The sequence below is a fragment of the Streptomyces sp. NPDC031274 genome (assembly GCF_055570235.1).
Genome location: NZ_JBVIHP010000044.1, coordinates 1 through 21,276 on the forward strand (window position 1 = coordinate 1; position 21,276 = coordinate 21,276).

16 protein-coding genes and 2 pseudogenes are annotated in these 21,276 nt (G+C 65.6%); 9 read left to right on the plus strand and 9 right to left on the minus strand.

The window, feature by feature from the left end:
• Window positions 1–139: 139 nt before the first annotated feature.
• Complete coding sequence (locus tag ACZ5CR_RS41460) at window positions 140–511, plus strand: hypothetical protein (protein WP_468867737.1); 372 nt, start codon at window positions 140–142, stop codon at window positions 509–511.
• A 27-nt stretch (window positions 512–538) separates the two neighbouring features.
• On the opposite strand, the gene ACZ5CR_RS41465 is transcribed toward ACZ5CR_RS41460, so the two are convergent.
• The 3 genes from ACZ5CR_RS41465 to ACZ5CR_RS41475 all read right to left on the minus strand — a co-directional run bounded on the left by ACZ5CR_RS41465 (window position 539) and on the right by ACZ5CR_RS41475 (window position 3,993).
• On the minus strand, window positions 539–2,071 hold the full coding sequence (locus tag ACZ5CR_RS41465) for an ISKra4 family transposase (protein WP_468867739.1): 1,533 nt from the start codon (window positions 2,069–2,071) through the stop codon (window positions 539–541).
• A gap of 68 nt (window positions 2,072–2,139) precedes the next feature.
• The gene (locus tag ACZ5CR_RS41470; RefSeq protein ID WP_468867741.1) at window positions 2,140–2,706 is read right to left on the minus strand and encodes a hypothetical protein; all 567 of its coding nucleotides are present in this window, start codon (window positions 2,704–2,706) and stop codon (window positions 2,140–2,142) included.
• A gap of 327 nt (window positions 2,707–3,033) precedes the next feature.
• Window positions 3,034–3,993, minus strand: coding sequence for a hypothetical protein (locus ACZ5CR_RS41475; RefSeq protein WP_468867744.1), 960 nt, complete (start codon window positions 3,991–3,993; stop codon window positions 3,034–3,036).
• A gap of 225 nt (window positions 3,994–4,218) precedes the next feature.
• Here ACZ5CR_RS41475 and ACZ5CR_RS41480 point away from each other — a divergent pair, with 225 nt between their 5' ends.
• Window positions 4,219–5,730, plus strand: coding sequence for an ApeA N-terminal domain 1-containing protein (locus ACZ5CR_RS41480; RefSeq protein WP_468867747.1), 1,512 nt, complete (start codon window positions 4,219–4,221; stop codon window positions 5,728–5,730).
• A 117-nt stretch (window positions 5,731–5,847) separates the two neighbouring features.
• Here the strand turns inward: ACZ5CR_RS41480 and ACZ5CR_RS41485 are convergent, their stop codons facing one another.
• Window positions 5,848–6,234 (minus strand): DUF6415 family natural product biosynthesis protein, encoded by a 387-nt coding sequence (locus tag ACZ5CR_RS41485; RefSeq protein ID WP_468867749.1) that lies wholly within the window; start codon window positions 6,232–6,234, stop codon window positions 5,848–5,850.
• A gap of 199 nt (window positions 6,235–6,433) precedes the next feature.
• On the opposite strand from ACZ5CR_RS41485, the gene ACZ5CR_RS41490 reads away from it, so the two are divergent.
• The 3 genes from ACZ5CR_RS41490 (at window position 6,434) to ACZ5CR_RS41500 (ending at window position 9,911) form a co-directional block, all read left to right on the plus strand.
• Window positions 6,434–7,855 carry a competence protein CoiA family protein gene (locus ACZ5CR_RS41490; protein ID WP_468867751.1) on the plus strand — a complete coding sequence of 474 codons (1,422 nt, stop codon included), beginning with the start codon at window positions 6,434–6,436 and terminating at the stop codon, window positions 7,853–7,855.
• A 105-nt stretch (window positions 7,856–7,960) separates the two neighbouring features.
• Window positions 7,961–9,028 carry a YaaC family protein gene (locus ACZ5CR_RS41495; RefSeq protein ID WP_468867754.1) on the plus strand — a complete coding sequence of 356 codons (1,068 nt, stop codon included), beginning with the start codon at window positions 7,961–7,963 and terminating at the stop codon, window positions 9,026–9,028.
• A 214-nt stretch (window positions 9,029–9,242) separates the two neighbouring features.
• On the plus strand, window positions 9,243–9,911 hold the full coding sequence (locus tag ACZ5CR_RS41500; RefSeq protein WP_468867755.1) for a 5' nucleotidase, NT5C type: 669 nt from the start codon (window positions 9,243–9,245) through the stop codon (window positions 9,909–9,911).
• A 3-nt stretch (window positions 9,912–9,914) separates the two neighbouring features.
• On the opposite strand, the pseudogene ACZ5CR_RS41505 reads toward ACZ5CR_RS41500, so the two are convergent.
• The 5 genes and pseudogenes from ACZ5CR_RS41505 to ACZ5CR_RS41525 form a co-directional block, all read right to left on the minus strand.
• Window positions 9,915–10,367 (minus strand): annotated as a pseudogene (locus ACZ5CR_RS41505) (relaxase domain-containing protein); the annotation flags it as partial.
• A gap of 372 nt (window positions 10,368–10,739) precedes the next feature.
• Window positions 10,740–13,262 carry a hypothetical protein gene (locus tag ACZ5CR_RS41510; RefSeq protein WP_468867757.1) on the minus strand — a complete coding sequence of 841 codons (2,523 nt, stop codon included), beginning with the start codon at window positions 13,260–13,262 and terminating at the stop codon, window positions 10,740–10,742.
• Window positions 13,259–14,017, minus strand: coding sequence for a hypothetical protein (locus ACZ5CR_RS41515; RefSeq protein WP_468867759.1), 759 nt, complete (start codon window positions 14,015–14,017; stop codon window positions 13,259–13,261). The genes ACZ5CR_RS41510 and ACZ5CR_RS41515 overlap by 4 nt, the downstream gene beginning before the upstream one ends.
• 628 nt (window positions 14,018–14,645) lie before the next feature.
• A complete protein-coding gene (locus ACZ5CR_RS41520) occupies window positions 14,646–17,453 on the minus strand; it encodes an NACHT domain-containing protein (RefSeq protein WP_468867762.1) in 2,808 nt (935 codons plus the stop codon).
• A 497-nt stretch (window positions 17,454–17,950) separates the two neighbouring features.
• Window positions 17,951–18,289: a trypco2 family protein gene (locus ACZ5CR_RS41525; protein WP_468867765.1), complete on the minus strand. Its 339-nt coding sequence runs from the start codon at window positions 18,287–18,289 to the stop codon at window positions 17,951–17,953.
• A gap of 271 nt (window positions 18,290–18,560) precedes the next feature.
• Here ACZ5CR_RS41525 and ACZ5CR_RS41530 point away from each other — a divergent pair, with 271 nt between their 5' ends.
• From ACZ5CR_RS41530 to ACZ5CR_RS41545, 4 genes and pseudogenes are all read left to right on the plus strand, one after another.
• Entirely contained in the window at window positions 18,561–19,400 is an 840-nt protein-coding gene (locus tag ACZ5CR_RS41530; protein ID WP_468867767.1) for an IS5 family transposase, read from the plus strand.
• A 256-nt stretch (window positions 19,401–19,656) separates the two neighbouring features.
• Window positions 19,657–20,526: an IS5 family transposase gene (locus ACZ5CR_RS41535; RefSeq protein WP_468867769.1), complete on the plus strand. Its 870-nt coding sequence runs from the start codon at window positions 19,657–19,659 to the stop codon at window positions 20,524–20,526.
• 40 nt (window positions 20,527–20,566) lie between these two features.
• Window positions 20,567–20,746, plus strand: a pseudogene (locus tag ACZ5CR_RS41540) (sigma factor-like helix-turn-helix DNA-binding protein); the annotation flags it as partial.
• Between the two features lie 91 nt (window positions 20,747–20,837).
• Window positions 20,838–21,083, plus strand: a complete 246-nt coding sequence (locus ACZ5CR_RS41545) for a hypothetical protein (RefSeq protein ID WP_468867772.1) — start codon at window positions 20,838–20,840, stop codon at window positions 21,081–21,083.
• Window positions 21,084–21,276: the final 193 nt, after the last annotated feature.

A 21,276-nucleotide genomic window follows, 5' to 3' on the forward strand; every position in this document is an offset into this window, starting at 1 on the left:
AAGGATGGCCATCGGGACCAGGGCCTTCGCTGTGGTGACCTTCGCTTTCTCCTCGTATCGCATGCGCTCAGTGTGCTGAACCTCGAAGTCACTTGGGTGCGGCTCGTTCTGAGGGAACGCACCGATACAGTTCGGCCTCGTGAAATACGCTGAAGAGGCTGGTCGGATATGGCGGACCTACGTGCCGAAACGGGGCCAGGCAGACACGATTCAGGGCGAGCTGATCCGCGCCGTGGAGAAGCTGCGTGACGAGGCCGGCCGTAACGGCAACATCAACTGGGACGACGGCTTCGAGCGTCTCGTGTCGTTCCTTCGGCGCACGCTGGATAACCCGCGGGTCTTCGACGTCGCCGCCTCGCAGGAGATCGCCGACGACCTGCTACTGATCAGCGATCGCGATGTTCCTGCGGATGACGGGCCCTTCGATCGGCTCACGGACCGTCTGGTGGAGTGGTGCAGGATGCATCCCGAGCCGCTCGCTCACCCTCATGATCCCGATCTGCGCCGGTAGTTCCGCCTCCGAGCATGGGTTGATTGGTCAGGCGATGAGGTCGTATTCCTGCCGATCGGGTGTGGGGTAAAGACGCTGGTGCTCGCGCCGTGCGTGGAAATGCCAGTACTCCTCGAAGTCGCCGTTGTCGATCAACGTGCGGAGCCTGAGGACGGCTTCGGCGCCGGCGAGGCCCCAGCGGGCGCCGGTGATATCGAGTCGGTCGCCGATCAGGTGTCGGCAGGCGCCCTCGATCGCGCCGGTGGCGATCGGCCAGCCAGCGGCCAGTGCGATGTCGTAGCGGAGCTGGTCGAGGTGGCCGGTCAGATAGCGGCGGCAGGCTTCCACGGCCTCTCGCCGACCGGCGCGTAAGCCGGTCCGCTCGGCTTGGGTGGTCATCTCCTGGGCGGCGCGGTCGGCTTGGCCTGCAAGGATCGTGGTGAGATGGCCGGCGACCCAGGTGTCGGCCTCGGTGGTGCCGGGCTTGTGGAAGGCGTGGGCGGCTGTCCAGACGTATTCGGTGACGTGCACGAAGTCCAGGAGCACGTTGATCGTGCAGCCGCGGCGGGCGGCTTCGCGGTGGATCAGGTCGAGTTGGTGGCGGGCGCCGTCGACCAGGACGACCCAGCAGCGATGGTGGCCGGGGTCGCGGGCTTCGGCCTGGGCGAAGACGTCGGCGATGACCTTCTCGGACGGATGGACCAGGGAGGCGGTGCACCACTTCCGCTCCGCGGCCGGGCCGCGGCGGATCCGGCGGCGGGTGCTGCGGCCGCCGGGCGGATGGATGACATCGTGCGGGCGCCGGGGAGCCGGGATGGCGTCGAAGGCGCAGGCCACGGTGGCCATCCGCTTGAGGTTGGGCTTCTCGCCCGGTGTGAGTCGGCTGCGATGTCCGGCCTCGGCGGCGATACGGGCTCTCTGAGCGGCAGGCCGCAACGCCTCCGGTCGCATGACTACGCCCTTGCCGTCGGCCTCGATGACCAGCAGGACATCTCGGCTGCAGGGGATGGGAATGTGCTGTTGGTAGAAGGAGTCGGTGTCACCGGAGGCGGCGGCCACCAGCTGTTCGAGACGGCGTTTGCCCAGTACTCGTCCGCAGCGTCGCTCCATCGCCTGCTGGGCCTGGCCGAACGAGCCCCGCACCGCCTCGGTGACCGCGAGCCGCCGCAGTCCCATCGAGTGCCGGCCCGCGGGCAGCGACAGTGCCGCATCGGCCGGATGAACATTCGCCATCGCAGGGCCCCGATAGGCCATGCGATCGACACGCACCAGGCCGAACATGCAGGCCAGCCAGCGGGCGTGGCCCGTCTCCCGCCACGGACGCAGCCGCCCGTCCGAGCCGACCACCCGTGGCCGCACTTCCCGCCTGGCTGCCGCCTCTTCCCTGCGGGCCCGCAGATCCAGGTGATCCTGCAGTAGCTGCCGCAGCAGTTGACGTCCGGCTACTTCCAGGCGTTCCTCCAGCTCAGCGTGGGTCCACGACTGGGCCGGCTTGCCTTGCAGGGTGCGTAACAGCGATTCGAAGGCACTGACCGAGCGGGCAAACAGGTCAGCACTCACGCTTGTGTCATACGGTTCCATTCCGGGGCTCTTCTCGGCGAGCGTCGATTTGGTTGGCACCTTCGACTCTAGAGAGAAGAGCCCCTCTTTCACGAGGAGTTGGACTCCATTTCCGCCTCCTGGTGGGCCGGAGAGAACAAGCCCGGATCGCCCTCGGTCAGCCAGCCTCTGACGACCAGTCGCTTCAGCTTCCCCCGCGTCCCCTCGATCTTCCCCACCTCGGCAGGCAGCCCGATCCTCGGCACGACCTGCTTGGCCCGCACCGGCCCGGGCGCATCCCGAACCACCTCTACGATGTCCCGGTAGATCTTCGGGAGCGCATTCGTGTCCATCCCCTGCCGCCAATGGGGCACCGCCAGCACCCCCACCATCTGCCGCTCGGCTCCGGCGTACGCAGATGACTCCTCGGCCTCGTCCGACACGGTGGCTTCCGGCTCCGCAGGCATCGCGGCAGAGGTAGCCGCCGACATCTCGGCCATCACCTCGGACACCGTCTCCCGAGCGATCCGCAACCGATCCAGACTCTCCCGAGCCTCATCCAACCGGCCAGTCACCTCGGCCAGTTGCTCCTCAAGTTCGTCCACCCGCACCCGGGCAGTCGCCTCCCGGGCCTCCAACTCCTCGAACAATGAGCCCATCAGGATCGCCTCCTCCACCGACCACGGTAGAGAGGGACCCAGCCGAACACACCCCGATCAGCACCGGCCTACCGGCAGCTTCCCTGCAGAAGAACCGCACCCGAAGGCTTTATCAGACAGCTACAAGCTGGCCAACGCCCCTGCCATTCGGACCGAACACGAGTACAGGAGAGACCTGATGCGGCAGCAGAGGGAAGCACGCAGCAACAACGGCGAACCGCCAGCCACTCCTCCTCGGTAGCGATCCGCATGCGCCAGGCGTTGTAGCCGCCGTGGTCACGACATCCATCCCGCAAGCCCCGACCGACCCCATCCGATGCGCCGGAGCCGAGCCCAGGATCTGTGTCACCGCCACGATGGAGGTACGGCGCGCGCATTGATTTCGGTGAGGCGGAGGGCCACTGTGATGACGAACTGGCGGCAGAATTCGAACTCTTCCTGGTTGGGGGCGTATCCCGGCTCCGCGTCGAAGCGGGGAGTGTCTGGATTGCTGTAGAAGAAGCTCACGCCTGGTGTGAGCTGAGTGAAACGCTGGTATTGGTGGAAGTCCACGCCCAGCGCCATCAGGCGCATGCCGTCTTGCAGGGCTTGGGTGACTTTACGCGTGTGCGTGTACTCCCTGGCCAACGTTTCCGCGCCACGTGGAGGCGTTCCCCTTCGTGATACATGATCAGGCTGGTGCAGGATCGATTGCACCTGGTTGGTGCGAAGGCCACGGCGTGGCATCTGCATACCGAAGCTGTAGACGGACAGGCCGTGCGGCGCATCGGCGTCGTTGGCCTGATCGGTCATGAGCTGCTCGAACGCGAGAGCCAATGTGCCCATGGCCTCAAGGCGGTTGTCCTCGGAGTCGAGCTGTGCGGCCTGCTTCAGGTATGTGCGTGTCTGGTCATGCTGGACGACTTCGGCTAAGTCGATGTCGTCGAAGGTGAGACCGAAGACGCGGGGCGTGTTCTCCTCGAAGAAGTGGGCGGTGTCGGCCTTCGCGTCCGCGATGGCCACCGGGCCGGGGAAGCCGGCCGTGTGCTTGAACCCGTTGCGGAGGTCGTTCAGGCGCTTGATGCCGTACTGCCCCTGGAGTTCGACACCGTCGTCGAAGTTGCTCGGGTGCAGTCCCTCGAAGAACCGTTTGATGAACGGGTCTCGGTCCTTCACGAAGGCGCCCAGGTGTTCGGCGGAAACGATGAGGAACATTTCCACGGCGTCGTGGAAGGTCAGCACGGAGGTGAAGGAAAGCGGCTCGGGTAGGAGCGACTGTTCGATGCCTTGGCGGTGCAGCAGCCTGATGAAGGCTAGGTTCTTCATGTTCTGAGGCGAGATCGGCTTACTGATGTCGGCGCTCCTTGCTGTGAGAGGGCTGGTGCCCCAGGGGCATTCTGGTCCGCCAGGCCGCCTCACACCTCCGGTTTCCGCCGTAGCGGGCAGGGCCTTCCGCCTGTGTATGCGGCGACAGGGCGGCGGCATGCCCTGCCCCAGTGGGAAGGTAGACGTGTCCTGCGCGAATGGATCTTCATATTCATAGGGGGATACGTGGGTGGGGAGCTTCATGGCGCATGGTGGAATCCGGATGCGCCAGACCTGCGGGTGCCGGGTTCGCTGACACGCACGGCGGATGGATGGCGCCTGAGCCTCATCGGCAGCCTGATGGTGAACTCGGGCGGCTGGGACGGTCTTCACCTTGTCCCGCCCCACACCATCTGGGGATCCTGTCGGGGCGTCCCGTACACCCTGCTGCAGTGCTTCCTGGAGTCTGACGTGCAGGGACCGGACCTCAGTGCGCCCCACAGCGCCAGCGATCAGTGGACCATGACCTGGCGCGTCGAGCAGCTGGTCCGTGGGGGTGAGATCACCGAGTCGACCCGCTTTCGTGCGGTGACGTTCGAGCTCACCGGCCTGTCAGCCTGGTGGCCTTTGAGCGGACTGCGCGGCTCGCAGGCGCGTTCCGGGCCCTACGCGGCGCCCGACGACGTGACCATTCCGCTGGACGACGGAGCGGTCCGCATCGGTGTCCGGGACAGCCGCCGCTTCGGCCGCCGGGTGAAATCCCTGCAGGAACACGTGGAGGTCAGTGCCGACAGGCGTTCAGGCTTCACCCTGGACGAGGTGGAGAAAGAGATCGCAGGCCCCCTGCGGGCTCTGGTCGCCATCGGCGTTGACGAGCCGGCCAGCGTATTCAACCTGCACCTCGTACCGGACGAACCCCTCACTCCAGGCGGGCCGCCGCGCTTCCTCGAAGTCGACCCTCACGACGGCGAGGAACCCGAAGAACCTGCGCCGCCGATGCACGCCCCGCTGCCGCTGTCCCCTTCCCTGGAAGGCGTGCCTTCGTTCATCCCAGCGTGGCTGGAGCTGGCCCGCCGCTGCTCCGTTCCGCTGGACGCAGTAGAACCCCACCAACGCTCCGGGTCCCTGCAACTGCAGCTCCTGGACGTCGTCAACGCAGGCGAGACACTCCATCGCGCTCTTCACGAGGAACTGGAGGAGCAGCCTTTCGCGGAACGTGTGCGCAGGGCGCTCGATGAAGCGGGAGGCTTCAACGCTGCCCAGCGCCGCGACGTACGTGACGCAGTCAAGGTATTCATGGGCAGCACGCTGGAAAAGCGCCTCCTGGCCCTGGCTGAAGAACTCGGGCCCGAGGTGTGCCAATGGCTCTTCAACGGCACAGTCAAACCGTGGGCCTATGTGACAGCCCGCATACGCAACGCACTGAGCCACGGCTTCACCGCCCCCGACGGGGTCCACTACGATCCCGGGGCGCTCGTGGGCGCGCTGCATCTGACCGAGGCCGTCATTACGCTCCGGCTCCTCACCGAGGCCGGCCTGCCCTCGGGCACGGTCCTGACCGCACAGCTCGACAGGCACCGCAGGATGCGCTCCCTGGCCAAGCAGAGCATCGCCGACTGGCCCGCACTGGCCCACCGCATCAGCCCAAACCAATGGCCGCAGCCCCAACCCGAACGCTCCGAAGGCCAATCGGCATCGTCAGAGAACGAAGGTGGGATACCGCACGGCGCCGAGAGCAGCCCGCAGTTGCCGGAGTGACGGGCGCGACAACACCTTCGCCGTGTACGGGGCCGACTGCGTGGCCCCGCCACGCCCCATACTCAAGCATCGGCAGGCAGGCCAGGCCGGTGCCGAGCATGATGCGGTCGACAGGGCTCACGGAGTGTTCACACGGGCTGCGTGAACGCGGAGTCCAAGCGCTCGAAGGGCTCGGACGAGGCGGGCGCGGTTCTGGGCGCAGCGCACGGTGCCCTCCAGCGTTGCGGACAGCCGGCCTTCTGCCTCACGCAGGACGACGTCGGCGAGCGCGCGGGGCCCGCTGTCCTTCGGCAGCTGGTCGGCGCGGCGGCGGAGATGGGAGGTGATGGGGCGGGCGTGGCCGGTGAGTTGGAGGGCAATCTGCTCCAAGTCGTGGGTCGTGAGCGTGTCCTCGCCGGTCCAGGCGAGGACGGCTTTGACGAGGCTCTCGTACGGTTCACGATCTAGCGGGAGCCCGCCTTCGATCAGGCTCCGCAACCGCTGGAGGTCCATCTGCTCAGCCATCCCGCGATGATGAGCCAGGTCACGCTTCGGATTCCAGACGTGACCGCACTGGGCGGTCCATGAGTTCCCCTTCGAGGCAGGGGCGAGGTTCTGCAAGGGGACGACGCCGCAGGCTGGAGGCCCTCTGTCAGTGGTGCCTGGTATCTGGTGTGCTGTCAGATACGCCGTAAGCATGCCGGATCGCTGGGAGATGCGATTCATGCCTTTCACTGCACTGCACCCCGAGCTGGGTCTCCTCGACTCGACCCTCCATGGTCTCGGACATGATCTGGAGTGGGGACAGATCCACAAGGTCCACCCCCGCGTTCTCCTCACGTGCCCCGACTGCTCCTGGGGCCTGCACCCGAAGGTCTCCCGGTACGGGGTCCGGTTCTTCTGTCACGACCGCGACCGGCCGGAGTCGTGCGAGCTGCTGAACGAGTCGTGGGAGCACCACATGCTCAAGCTGGAGATGGCGAGCGCGATCCGGGCGGCCGGGTGGTTCGCGACGTTGGAGATGTCGGCCGAGAACGGGTCGTGGCGGGCAGACGTCATGGCCTCGTCCGCTGACGGGAGCCGGCGTATGGCCTGGGAGGCGCAGCTGTCGCCGATCACTGTGGACGACATCGCCGCCCGCACCGACCGGTACGCGGCAGAGGGGGTCCGGGTGTGCTGGGTGCACCCCGGCGCGAGGCCACCACAGTGGATCAGCACGGTGCCAGCCGTCCGGGTCAGGGCTCCGCAGGAGCGAGATCAGCCGTGGGTGGTGGACGACGGGCTCGCCGGGTTCGTGTACCGAAGCGGGCGGTGGGAGTTCCAGGAAGAGCCCCTGGAGCGGTTCGTGCGGTGGGCGCTGGAGGAGCAGCTCGTTCCCGCCGAGGTGCTGTCCCGGTACCGGCGGGTGTACCGAATTGTTGACGGTGAGCAGCGGCGGTTCCGTCGGGAGCGGTGGTGGACGTCGCGGAAGTCGATCGCTGATCAGGGCAGGCACGAGGTGATGCGGCAGCGGCAGGATGCCGCGCGGGCGGAGCGGGAGGCCCGGCAGAAGGAGCAGGAGGAGGCTGCGGAGCGGCGCCGCCGGGAGGTGGAGGAACTCGAGCGGGTGCGGAAGGCCGAGGAGTCTGAGCGTCGACGACTGCAGCGGGAAGAGGAGGCGCGTCTGCGCCTGGAGGAGGCACGGCGGCGGTGGGCGGAGGAGGATGCGCGCCGGGAGCAGGAGAGGGTGGAGCGCGAGGCGCGTCTGGCCCGCGAGCAGGCCGAACAGGAAGAGAGGGAGCGCCAGGACCTGGAAACGGCGCGGGCGTGGTGGGGCCGGCTGTCGCCGCAGCAGCAGACTGAGCTGTTCGCCGCCGTAGCCGAGCACGCCTGGCGCGAAGCGAATCTGCGGGTGGAAGTCCCGGAGCAGCCGATGATGTGGTCGCAATACGCCCGCGGTGTTCCGGTGCACGTGGCCGACAAGCAGCGAACGCTGTACGGAATCGTGCGGCCCTGCCCCGGCCTCGTCGCCGACTGCCCCACGCTCGCGGAAGAGCTGGTCTTGGTTCGCAGCGCCCACGAGTCGCGCGAACTCGCCGCCGTCCTGCCCCGGGGCAGGATCATCCACCTCGACCTGCCCGAGCACGAACAGCTCACCATGATCTGAAGCCCCGGTCCCGGATGCTGAACCACGCCTTGGGCGACTTCCACGGCTGCAGCCTCCTGACGCGGACGCCCTACGACGCCAGCAACTGTTGGATAGCGTCCCCACATGTACATGCAGATAGAGCCCCTTGAGGCGTGGGAGAGGCTGCGGGCCAGTCGTTCTCATCGACCGGGTCGTGCAAGCAGTGGGGCGCGAGCCAAGACGTACACCACGGCTCTGGAGCAGGCGCAGCAGATGTTCAGGGCAGCCGAGGTCGTGGGCCCGCAGACTCGTCCTTTGCTGGTGTTCTACGGCCTGAGCCAGGCTGGCAGAGCCATTGCGGCTGCGGCCGTCGACCTCAAGGGCGAGGACTGGAACCTGACCTCGCACGGAATCCACGCCTCGGGCTACCACCTGGACTTCGCCGATATCGAGATCCGCACGGATCCTGTTGGCACTGCCGGCAGCTTCGTACGGCTCAGCCAACTGCTGCGGTCGCCGGTCTGGGGCAACGTCACGGTCGTGCGGCTGGAGGAAGTATGGGACACCCTCCCCGCCAACTTGCAGTACCCGCTGACCGACCGGAAACGGTTCACGCCCCTGTACGCCCCCACAGACATGGTCAGAGGCGTTGACTTCCACCCGCTGCTCACCGTGGAAGTCGCTGAAATCCCAGATCGCGTCGTGGACGCTGGCAACCGCACGGCTCTGGACGACTTCCTGCAGAGCTACCCCGGCACCGCCGGGTATGAGGACTTCGCCCGTCGCCAGGCGGGAACCGACGCAGAGCCGGATTTCGGGCGACACTATCCGAACGGCGGCTACCTGCCCATGCATTGGAGGATGCCTGCGGAGAGGGGAAGCCAGGCCGAGCGTCTGGAACGCCTGTCGTCGATGACCCGGAGGTACGCAGGGCATCGCTACTTCTTCCCCACTGTCACGGGTCTGCCCCATGAACTCCACCCTCTGATGGCCTGGTGGGCGCTTCTGTACGCGCTGTCGATGCTCGCCCGCTACCAGCCCGCCCAGTGGGCAAACCATATCAACGTGGACAGCAGCCGACGCACGGTGCCCATCGAAAAGATCCTAGATCGGGCCATGGAGCACCTGCCCGTACTGATCGCGGACACCATCGAGGAGGTAGCTACTTGGCCGGAGACGCCGGCCGTCCGGCCGGATGCCACATCAGGCTGACTTCGGTGCCCGCCCTGCTCGCCAGCTGGCCGGCGGGCGGAGGCGTACCCGGCCTTCGGCCCACTCCGGGCCGGGGTCGCGGTGGGTTGCGGTGTCCGCAGTCCAAGCACTTGCCTGGCTGCCCTCACGCAGTGGATGGAACGGTTGAACAGGCAGACAGCCGCCCACGGGAGGAAACTGGGACAGGGGCGTTCCCATCTGAGGCAGGTACGTCGTGGATACCAAGCCGCACTTCATTTTCGGCGTCGACCTTGATGGCGTCGTCGCCGATTTCTACGGCTACATGCGCACCGTCACCGCGGAGTGGCGCGACGTCGACGAATCAGAACTCAGCCCGGACGTCGCCTACGGCCTGCCGGAATGGGGCCTGGTTCCCGGCGAATACGAACGACTCCACCGCTTCGCGATGACCCAGCGGGACGTCTTCCACAGCCTGCCGCCCATCAAAGGCGCACCACAGGCTCTGCGCCGGTTGAGCCGCGAAGGTGTCCACATCCGCGTAATCACCCACCGCCTATACCTGCCCCACTCCCACGAAACGGCGATCTTCCAAACCGTGGGCTGGCTCGATCACCACGGAATCCCCTACTCCGACCTCTGCTTCATGGAGGTCAAAGCCGACGTCGGAGCACACCTATACATCGAGGACGCACCCCACAACATCAAGGCCCTCCGTGAGGCGGGTAAACGCGTGATCGTCTACACGAACTCAACCAACGCACACATTCCCCATGGGCGGGGAGGCCGGGCCGATACCTGGACGGAGGCCGAGCACATGGTCCGGAACCGGTACTACAAGTGGCTGATGAAGCGCGGCCTCCCGCTCCCCATCGCCCCCGGCCAGCCCCCACCCGCACCCCCGGCTACCTGTGCACACGGATGACGGGACCGCCGCGGCCGCAGCCCGCGCACGGTCCAGCAGTCGGTAGACGGTGCAGGCTCCGAACGCCCGGATCGCGGAGTCCCGCCATCGCTTGCGCAGCTCGGTCAGCGACAGCAGCGCCTTCCGCTTGGGTGGGCGGGTCTGGTCGGCGGCCTGCCGGTCCAGCGCGTAGTCGGCCCGCTCCCCCGGCTGGCGCCCTTGCCGTCCCTCGTAGGCGGCCACCAGGACGTCCTTGGCGTCGGCGATCTGCTGGCGGCGGGTGGACTGCCAGCCGATGAGCCGCTGGTTGATGCCCGCAGTCTCCATGACCGGGCGGCGGCCGGGCGTCACCTCGCGCGGCTCCCACGCCCCCCCGAGGCGAGCGGACACCTCCTCCATGAAGTAGAGGGAGTAGAGGGTGCCGGCCGCAACAATGTGCTCCAGCGTCGAGTCCGCCGACAGGTTCCCCCATGCTCCAGCTCAGTCGGGTGCTGTGACCGTTCACATGAGGGGGCAGGGGCCCAGACCCCGCCCGACAGCCCTGCTCCACCAGCCCGTCCGCACGAGCTCGCCGAAGCCCCACGAGCAGCACATCCAAGCCGATGATCAAGAAATCCCCATTACCCCCTCATGCCCCACAGCAAGAAAGTTATCTTTCTAGTTACGACGCTCTCTTCCTAACTCCAGCACTGCAGCTCCAGGACACACAAGCCGCCACCTCCGCAACCCAACCACCGAACCACCCCAGCTCAAACGCCATACCACTCAAGATCAAATAACTATCCCTGCACTTCAAACAGAGCAGGTCAGCCACATGCTGATGTCGTAGCTACGCAGAAGAACGACAATTCAGGACGGGCCAGTATGGTCAGCGGTGCCCGTGAGCAGGGGTGCGAATTGGTAGTGCCCGCGGTAGGTGGCTCGGTTGATGATGTCGCGGGCTAGTTCCTGGTGTTCAGGACAGGCAAGTCCGGCCAGCAGAACGGCGCGGATGTCGCTCTCCCTGATCCGTGGGGCGTAGTCGTACATGTCCAGCGTGGTGACCCATCGGTGCATCAGTTCCAGGACTGGCCCCAAGTAGTCGGTGGCTGCTTCAGCCAGGAACGAGTAGATGCGCCGGTCACGGCCAAGGCGTCCGGTCGTCTCAAGGACAACGCTCAGCTGTTCCAGACGCCAGGTGACCGGGAAGGCATCATTGCGGGTCAGCGGGCCGATCAGGGCGTGAATTTCCTCGGATTGCAGTGCGGGTCCATTCACGGTGTCGTCCCGAGCGGCCAGGCGCCAGGTCCACCACTGCATGATGTGGTCGCGGGTATCGGCTGGCAGATCACGGTGGTGAACGACTTCGCTCAAGAACGAAGCGAGCTGAACTCCAGCCACGGGTGAGGAGTGCAGGTAGTCGGCCATGGTGCTCTCGTCGTCCAGTACGAGCAGACCTGCCAGATAGATGGCCATGAGGTGATCACCCAGCCGCCGGTGCAAGTCCTGGTGATCCTGACCGTTCGCTGCGGGTGTGCGTGCTGCGGTGCGGTAGGTGTCCATGAGGAGCCTCACGACGGACTCGGTGAGTGATGAGGCGGCGCTCAGGTGGGCCGTCCAGCTGGCACGGCCCAGTGCGGTGTCGAGGTTGAACAGGACCTCGATTCGGCGTCGCGTCCACGCCGGGTTGAGAGCATCGAGTCGGGTGATCAAGGATCCGACGGTCCGGCCGACGGAGCTGGTGCCCGGGGCAGCGGGTGTGCCAGCCGCGTCCAGCAGCAGGGTGTCCAAGGCGGTAAACAGCACGTGGAAGGCAGCACCGTGTTCGCGACGCCACAGTGCCCACGCGACGGCGGCTCGCAAGGCTGTTTCCAGACTCTCGTCGCAAACAGACTGCTGGTTGTCGTCAAGGTCGTCTTGTCGTGATCTGGCGGCGCTCCAGACCGACTCGAGTACGTCCCACAGTGCGTCGCCGAGCAGGGTGGGAATCTGCTGGGTGCTCTGCAGCGCCAGTCCCGCCAGCACAAACCGGGCGACGGCCAGGTGCAGGGTCCCGGTGTCGGAGGCATAAGGACCGCTGGTAGCCGACTGTACGAGCGGGAGAATGGTGGCCCATCTGAGTTGCTGGCCGGCCTGAACAGCCGTACGGAACCCGTCGAGAACGGCAGCGACGTGATCATCGGCCAACACGGCGAACTGCGGGGCGTCCTCTTGGTAGATGAGGGCCTGTCTGGTCACGGCGGCTTGCAGCTGGCCGCAGAAGGCCTCGGCGTTCGTGCCGAACCGGGTCGGTGTCGGCTGGAACTGCCGGACGTGGCTGATCAGATCGGTCGCGGTCATCGCGGCCAGGTTCTCCGGCGAGCCCCGCTCTTCGGCTTCCGACCAGGCCAGGGGCTGGGGAATCGTGTCCAGCGACGGTGCCGGGCCGAGGTTCTCGCACAACTCTCGGTAGCGCCGCAGCTGCTGCTCGGGCAGGACATCGGCAAGTGCGGCGTAGCGGTCTCGCTGCCAGGCGCCCGCCCACTGCTCTACATACTGCTCCGGCGGCTCGGCGCCACCAGGAGTGCTACGGAACCGCTCCACGAACCGTTCGGTGTCCGGCCCGGCGTCGATGACGGCCAGTACCCCTTCGAGCGCGGCCGGGCTCAGTGAGCTGGCACTGGCGCGGGCCAAGAGTGCCCACTCACGCTGCGACGGGGCGGCGGCGATCTGGTCGGGGTCCGTCAGGATGCTCTCCACCGCGTCCGGGGCGTTGACACCGTGACGCTGGAGAATATGCAGGCGGAGCCTGCGGAAGACCAACCACGGCTGAGACTCCAGGATGGAAAGGACCCGGCGGATGTCCGTGGCCGCAAGATGGTCGGCCGTGTCGCGGACCGCCTCGGTGAACAGGGCACGGTCGTCAGAACGCATTCCCCCGTGGCCTGGGTCCAGCAACGGGTACCACACGCGGGACAGGTCCTCCCCGCCGGCGCGGTCAGGGTCCATTCCGGTGGCAAGGAGCGTGCTTGCCAGACTGCTGGTCAGCGCCTCCAACCAAGTCGCCCCCAGGTGACGGGCCAAGGCAGCGTTGTGCGTACTCAGGATCTCCTGGAGATCGTAGTCGTCGAACCGGTCACCGTGCTGTGCGGCCTGCAGGAGCGCGGCCATCACCGCCAGGGCTTGCTCGGTGTGGCCGCCCTGGGCGCAGTGGACTGCGAGTTGGGCGTAGCGGTCCGGGGCGATCAAGTAGGGGCCATGGATCGCTTCCACCGCCCGCGGCACCAGACGCGCCGCGTCCGCGGTGGCCAACAGGAGTGCCACCTCCGCAAGATCGAGGTTGACCCGCGGGTTATCCGTCGACGGGATCTGCTCAGCGATTGCTGCCACGTCTGCCGGGGCAACGCTGGTCATCCGCACCAGATACGTTGAGGCTGGCCAGGCAGGAAAAGCCACCATGCGCGCTTCGTCGTCGGTTTCCGGTGCCGGCGGCGTACTGAAGAATCCGTGCTCGCGCAGGTGCGGCAGCCACCGGGGGCGTCCAGCAGCCCGAAGAAGCGTTCCTGCGTCAGGTAGTCCTGGGGAAAGGATCCCAGGAGCAGCTTCACATGGGCCTTACCCGGATTACGGACAGCAGCCAAGGTCTCCAGGCGCTGCAGCACGGTGACGTAGCGGGTCTCAAAGCGGTCGAGCACCACATCGAGCATGTCCTCCAGTTCGGCCAGGCGCACACGGACCGCTGCGTCCATCGGCGTCTGTTCCATACGGACCCGGTGCGCGTAGGTGTGCAGTTTCCTCGCTTCTGCCAGCCAGACGATGGCCGCGGGGTTGTCGGCTGGGATACCCAGCCAGTCCAGGACACCTTGTACTTCGAGCACGTGCCGCTGCCCCGCGCCCGCGGTCGGATCGTTCCGGATGGCATCGGGCAGGAGAACCTCGCGAAGGGCGCTCTCCAGTTCCCGGAACAGGTGTGAGACCAGCATCCCGGTCGAACGCAGCGGCAGATCTTCATCCAGCAGGGTGCAGATATCGGCGTACCAGCCCGCGGGCCCGGGGCCGAACCGGCGCAGACGGCTCAGAATGCGCTGCCGCCTATCAAGGTCGGCCGGGCCGGGGCGCTGCCTGGACAATCGCTCCAGAGGAACCTCGCGGTCCTGCGCCTGTGGCACCGGTGCCCCCCCCTGTCGGCCGACCCAGGCCAGCGCCCCGATCGGAGAGCTGACCGTCCCAAGGACACGCCGGACTACACCCTGATCGTTCCACAGCCACCCAGAATTGACGCAGTAACCGGATGGCCGTACCGGAGCAGTTGCACCCGGTGATCGCCTCGGAGGTGCTCACCATCCAGCGACCCGCCGGCGACTGGCCCGGCTACGGGAAGAAGATCTGGTCGAACCGCATCACCCTGTTGCAGGCCGGACGCATCCGGGTGTGTTCCCACCCAGTACGGCGTGCAACTCGTTGCCGAACGGCCCGATATGCGCGGGCGCCGACCTCCCACGGACGGCGTCCGATCCACCGCTGTACACCCGCAGACCGCTCACACAGGCCGTGACCGAGACCGCGCTCACCTTCCTCACCGCCGCCACAGCACCTCGTGCCGGCCACACAACGAGCCCCTGCTCAGCACGGACACGCGCCGGCCCACACCACCCTTATCAACAGACCCCCACAGGCCGCAGATCAGAAGCCTCATCACCATTACCGGAGCATCTTGCAAGCGCCCGCCCCCTTCTCAAATAAGTCTCAAGACCACAGCTCGGGCCACACACACCACACCAACTAAAAACCTCGGAATCACACCTCCAAGCCGTGGACCGATTCGGCGATCGGCCCTTCTTCCATCTGAGTGACATGGAGCCGGTCGCCGAAGGCTTCCGCACCCGCGACTGCGGGACGTTGTCGACCGTGGACAATGAAGACCCGCAGCCCCGTGTGGTCGGCAAAAGAGGACAGATCAACAGAATGGGCAGTGCTGGGCTGAGGATGAAGGGTGAGCCGGGTCAGCGATGGGAAAACTCGCGCCAGCTGCCGCAGATCTCCTCCCTCGGCAAGCGAAGGCAGGGTCAAAGAGCGGATCCTGGGTAGGGCGGACACCGATTCCAGTGCTACTACGGGCGACGCCAGAGGCAGCTGCACTGCGCGCAACTTGGGGAGCTCTGCCAGTCGCTCGAAAAGGTCGTGTACAGGTACCGGATGCCACAGGGCCAAACCCTGCAGCCCGCTCCATCGGCTGAGCCCATCAAGCCTGAGGGCAGGGCTGTTCACCGACAACCGAGCGACCCCTGGATGTGGCGGTGGCAGCCTGTTGACGCCTGAGCCAGGTAAGCCGACGACGCGTAGTTCGCGTAGTGCCAGCAGCTTCGGTATAGCGTCGAGGTCTTCCGACTGCATTCCTGAGGCGTGCAGTTCCAGTTGCCGGATGCCTTGCAGTTGCCACAGATGCTGCAACTGATCACGGCGGCTGATGACGAAATTCAGGTCGCCGATCCGCATATGCGCCAGCACTTCTCTCGAGTAGTGGGCAGCGGAGACGGGGTATGAGTCCCAGGCCTTCAGAATCGACTGGCGTACTGCCTGGTTGGGCAGTTGCGTAAACGAACGTATCAAGGGCAGGCAGTCGACAGTTCCGATCTTGTACAGGGTGTCGAGAACGAGTAACTGGTGTTCTTCGCTCAGCGTCTCGGCGGCAGGCACTAGCGGGAGGACGTAGGAGCCCAGCTTGGCGAGTTCAGTGGACTGGACAGTGCTCGTCGGAGGCATCAGAGATCTGACACGTGAAGCGACTTCAGTGCGTATGTCCTCATCCAGGTAGACCGCTGTCAGTGCACATTTCGCGGCCAGCATGCGCATTTTCCACTGCGCCCATGCGCTTGCCTGATCGCCTTGGACAATGAGGGGCTCAAGTATCTGCCGCAGCTCACTGCGGTTGCACTGGCCTGCAGCTAGCTGTACAATATCCTCCCATTCTTGCTCAGAAGCATGTTGGAGCAGCTCGCCGAAGTGATCGCTCTCCCGGAACTCCTTCGCGGCCAGGTAGTCCTGAAACGTCCGGTGGATGAACTGGATACTGTCCTCTGCTCGTTCCTGCAGCAATCCACTACGGTTGAGTATGTGACGGAGAATCCGTTCCACTGGTGCTTGCTCGGTTATCCTGGGCATGCCGCTCAACGCCTTCAGCAGTTGTCCCTCGGCCTGCGAGTAGGTGAGCTGGGACTGTCCATTTCGCACCAGCCATGTGGCGATTCGCTGAAGTAGAAGCTCATGCTCCTTGGCCTCGATCTTGATTCCCTCCGGTGCGACAACGCCCCGCAGTGCATCCCGGCTGCCAAGCAACATTGCCAGGGCCCCTTGGTATAGGTCGTTGCGTCTGGTGGGCAGGAGGCCACGTCGCCGGCGGTGCAATGCGCAGATGACAGCGCACAGCAGCGGCGTACGGGCAAGATCACGCAATGCGGAATTAGTGGCGAACTGCTGGGAAAGGTCCTTTTCCAGCCGGGTGAGTTCGGCATGATCATTAGAGGAGGAGGACAGTTCCAGTCGTGCCGCACTGTGCCATACGTGGACGAACTCTTGGATGTCCGAATCTCGCATGCTCAGGAGCCTCACGCTGAGCACCCCGTGTCCCACACCGAGCCAGTCTCTGTCTCCCTCTACGGCCAGCGGCCTCATCGTGACCATGCAGCGCACCTGATCGAAGCGCTCCAGCAAGTCGATGAGCCACCTGCGGGCGGCCTCGCGGTCCTCCTGAGGCACCTCGTCCAGTCCGTCGACCAGCAGGAGCGCGCGCCCTGCTTCGAGAACTCTGTATGCCCAGCCCGGGGGAGGTTCATCAGCCATGAGTCTGGCTACCTGCGCCAAATGCGGCGGCCCCGGAAAGCCGAGGCCGTGGGCCCGCAGAGCGCGCATGGGGATGACAAAGGGTACAAGGCCGTTGAAGTCTGCGAGTTTTGGCCCGAACGTCGCACACGCGGCGTGGGAAGCAAGCCACCAGACCAACGTCGTTTTCCCGGCACCGGCTTCTCCGCGCAACAATACTACCGTTTCGCTACCAGACAGCAGGTCGTCAATGCGCTGCGGGCTGGGGCGGACGGCAGATCTCAGGCGCAGACTGGACGGCTCTGCTTCCAGTGGCAGATAGGCGGCGTCCAGGTCCCAGCGGGACTCATCGTTGGACAGTTCCTCGATGCCAATAATCTCGATTCTTCGATACCGACCCTTGACCGCCTTGCTGTATTGCTCCTCGAACGGCTCGTCGCCCCGTTGATCGTTGGTCACGCTCTCCATGACCACTGGCAGTTGCCTGTCGTAAGGGAGGCGGTCAGTGGGAAGCAGACGCATGGGTACCGCTTCGACACGCATGTGATCACGCCCTCGCGGGACGTCAGTGACGATGCCAATCAGCACGCTACCCGCGAATACCGGCGCACCGGACAGACCGGCCAGAGGGGATCCGGCCCGGTCCTGCTCGACAACGGAACGCCGGGAAAATTCGCAGACCATGGTGGCCCGAGGGCGGCCCACCAGCGGCAGCACCGTCACCTCGAACTGATCGAGCTCTAACTCCTGTCGGTCGCCGTGTCGTTGAGCCGCAGGGAAACCCACGACCTGACAGTTCGGCAGGGGCTGACCGGAGGCCACCGTGCCCCAACGCAGGCGGCGCAGTAAAGCGGTGGAATCATCGGGAAGCACCGGTGTAAGAGCCTGCAAGAGGGCGAGGTCGGTGGGCGGCGTCTCCTCGACGTCCCGTATTTGTTGCCCTCTTTCCGACTCGCGCCTCGGCAAGCCGAGGCCCGGCGCTGGCGGAGAAGCATCCTCCCGCGAGCGCTGGGCCTCGCGTGGGGGCGGGAGAATCCCAGATCCCCTACTCTCCGGGCTGAGGGTGGGATCTCTCTGCGGAACGGCATCGCGAATGGGGCTGCTGCGCCAATATACGTGGCAGGTAATCCACTCCGAGAGATCCGGGTGGATGACGCGAACGGTGTCGTGATCTCGCACCACATGAGCGGCTGTGAGGATCAGCGAAGGGGTCAGGAGCACCCCCGTACCTTGCGTGGCCCCCTGCACAACAACCACGCGGTGAGCCGCAGAGCGTGCTGCGCTCACGAGTCGCCCGCATCACGTCCGAAATGAGAAATATCACCCGGTTCATCATTCCCGACCTGCCATGACCTCCCTGTATGGACGTCCTTGGGCTTGAGAGTGAAGGCCACCTTGTGGGTGCTGGCTTTGGCCGATGCCCCACCGACCCCCGCGTCCAACACCCAGGCACGTATTTTCAGGCTGCCCTTTGTCTCCCTGCGCAGCTCGACCGTGAACTCCATCTGGATGTCGCCGAGTTCGAAGACCAGGTTGCTTGCCACCCCTTGAGAAGCAGCGGCGAGCAGCTCATCGCGTACAACTTGAACCGCGGCCGCCAGCTCGATCGCGTCATCGCTCACATCGTCCCCCTAGCCAGCTTGACACTCTTGCGGAAACGTACCCGCTTCCGCAGAGCATGAAGGCTGCTTCATGGCAATTGAAGCGGCCGCACTGCATCGCCCCGCCTGACTGGGCCACTGATCTCTTCTGGGAACTGTCGGCGTGGGAAACGGATGGTGATCCTTGCGGTAGGCCGGTGGGGATACACACAGAGCGGCGAGCAAGTGGGTGTCTGAGAAGCCCCTTTCAGGGCAGGCGACTTGAGAGTTCCTGCACTCCGGGGTGGTGGGGATGAACAGGCGGCCGTATCCGACGGATCTTTCCGATGTTGAGTGGCGTGTCCTCGCGCCGTTGGTGCCGCCGCCGAAACCAGGTGACCGTCCGCTCAAGCATCCGCAGCGTGAACTCCTCGATGCTCTCGCGTACTGGCTGCGGGCGGGCTGCGCATGGCGGCTGCTCCCGCACGATTTCCCGCCGTATCAGACGGTCTATCGCTACTGGCGGCAGTGGCGGATCGAGGGCCGCTGGGAGGAGATCCTCTCTGCCCTGCGGTCCCGCGAACGCACCGGCCAGGGCCGTGAACCACCCCCAAGCGCTGGGGTGCTGGACGGCCAGAGCGTCAAGGCCACCGAGCGCGGCGGCTGGCACGGGTACGACGGCGGCAAGAAAGTGCTGGGCATCAAACGCCACCTCCTGGTCGACACGCTCGGCCTGGTCCTGGCCGTGTGCGTCAGCCCGGCGAATGTAAGCGACCGCGACGGCGCCGCAGAGCTACTGGCCAGGTGTGCCGGCAAGTTCCCGCGGCTGGAACATCTCTGGGCCGATCAGGGCTACCGCGGTCGCGGATTCCTGGCCTGGGTCCGCGAGGAGACCGGTATCACCATCGAGGTCGTGCAGCGTAAGGACGGCGGCTTCCGCAGTACCTGGGCCAAGGCCGACGCGCCACCGCGCGAGGTGCCGATGTTCGCAGTGGTCCCGCGCCGTTGGGTGATCGAGCGGAGTTTCGCCTGGCTGGGTCGCTATCGACGTCTCTCCAAGGACTACGAGTACCTGGCCGCCACCCAGGAGAGCGCGATCTACCTGGCCACGGTCATGCTCCTGCTGCACCGCACCGCCAGAGCCCTGCCCTGAAAGGGGCTTCTCAGAAACCCACTAAGAGGTCGTTTTCATCTTGAGTGTGGTGTTCTGAGTTGTTTTGGTCTGGCTCCTCATGTGCTGCTGGTGAGGCTGTAGGGGCGGCCTGTCCTAATGAGGCTGGTGGTGTGGCGAATGAGGTGGCGGGTCGCTTACGCCTGTCTCATTCCAGGACGCCCGAGTCTGTCCCGTGCTTCGACGCTGCAGGATGCACGCCTGGGCGCACGCCCCCGAGCTGCGGTATGCCCAGGTCATGGCTGACCGTCGTGCGTATCCAAGTGATCTGTCCGATGCCCGCTGGGAACTGATCGAACCGGTGCTGTCCACCTGGCGCTTCGAGCGCCGCGGCCGGGCCCTGGACTTCGGCCGGCCACCACGGCATGACCTGCGCGAGATCATGAACGCAGTCCTGTATGTGGACCGCACCGGCTGTCAGTGGGCCTATCTCCCGCACGACTTCCCGCCCTGGCAGTCTGTCTACGGCTACTTCGCCAAGTGGCAGAAGGACGGCCTCTTCGCCCAGCTCAACGGTCTGCTGCGGGAGTTAGTACGCCAGCAGGAAGGCAAACACCGTCACCCCTCGGCCTGCGTCATCGACGCGCAGAGCGTCAAGACCTCCACCTCCGTGCCCGCCACCAGCCAGGGCATCGACGCGGGCAAGAAGATCGTGGGCCGCAAGCGCAGCATCATCACCGACACACTCGGCCTGCTGCTGGCAGTCCTGGTCACCGCTGCCAGCGTGCAGGACTCCACCGCAGGCCGCATCCTCCTCGAGCAGACCGCCACCGACCACCCCGCCCTGCGCAAGGTGTGGGTCGACGGCGGCTACCGCAAGCACTTCATCGAGCATGCCGCCACTCTCGGCATCGACCTCGAAATCGTCCAACGCAACCCCGGGAGCAGGGGCTTCACACCGATCCCCAAACGCTGGGCAGTCGAGCGGACTTACGGCTGGCTGATGCTCCACCGCCGCCTGGCCCGCGACTACGAAACCCACCCACACCGCTCTGAAGCCATGATCCATGTCGCCATGACCGACCTCATGGCCCGCCGCCTCACCGGAGAGAACACGATCTCCTGGCGCGACCCCTCACCAGCACATCAAAGCCGCATCTCGGGATGAAACAACAGGATGAAACGACCTCTAAGAGCTCGTCCTCAAAGCGCTGGCAGCCCTGCCGAGGCAGCAACGCCGCGTCTTTGCCTGGATCTACGACGGCTTCTCCGCCCGGGAGACCGCTGAACCGCGGGAAACAACCCCAGAGGCCGTCAGGAAGAACCTGGAGCGAGCCCGCAAGCACCTGAAGCAGGCCTGGGAAACGATGAAGGAGGACCACCAGTGAGCGAGGCGGCAACGCGCTCGGAGACCAACGTCGGAGACGAGGCTGCGTTCGACGCCTGGCTCGCCGCCACAGACGCCGCCCCCACGAGAAGGTGGAAGCCTCGCTGGATGTCGATTCCGGCCGCGCCCAGATCTTCGTGGCATCCGTCACCGCCGCGACCGTCCCGACCGTGGAAAAGGAGCCGGAAGCGTGGGCGCATCTGGAAGCCGTGCTGAGGGAGGCAGCCGATGGCATCGCGCACTGGGTCGCACTCGCGGCCCCCCATACCTTGTCCCATCAGCTCGGCAAGGCCACTTCGGGCCTTGTCTCCTCTACTGTGGCCTTCCACGGAGCTTGATGAGATAAAGACCGATCAGGGCGACGCCTACAAAGCCCAGGAGCACCCAGCCTCCAGAGTTTCCCGAGGCAATGAGGAATATCGAGAGGGCAAGTCCCAACAGGCAGAAGAAGGCGGTGAAGAGGGCGTAGCGTTTCACTCCTGCACGTTGCTCCATGGTCCAGTCGACTCTGGGCATTGCATCTCCCTTTCC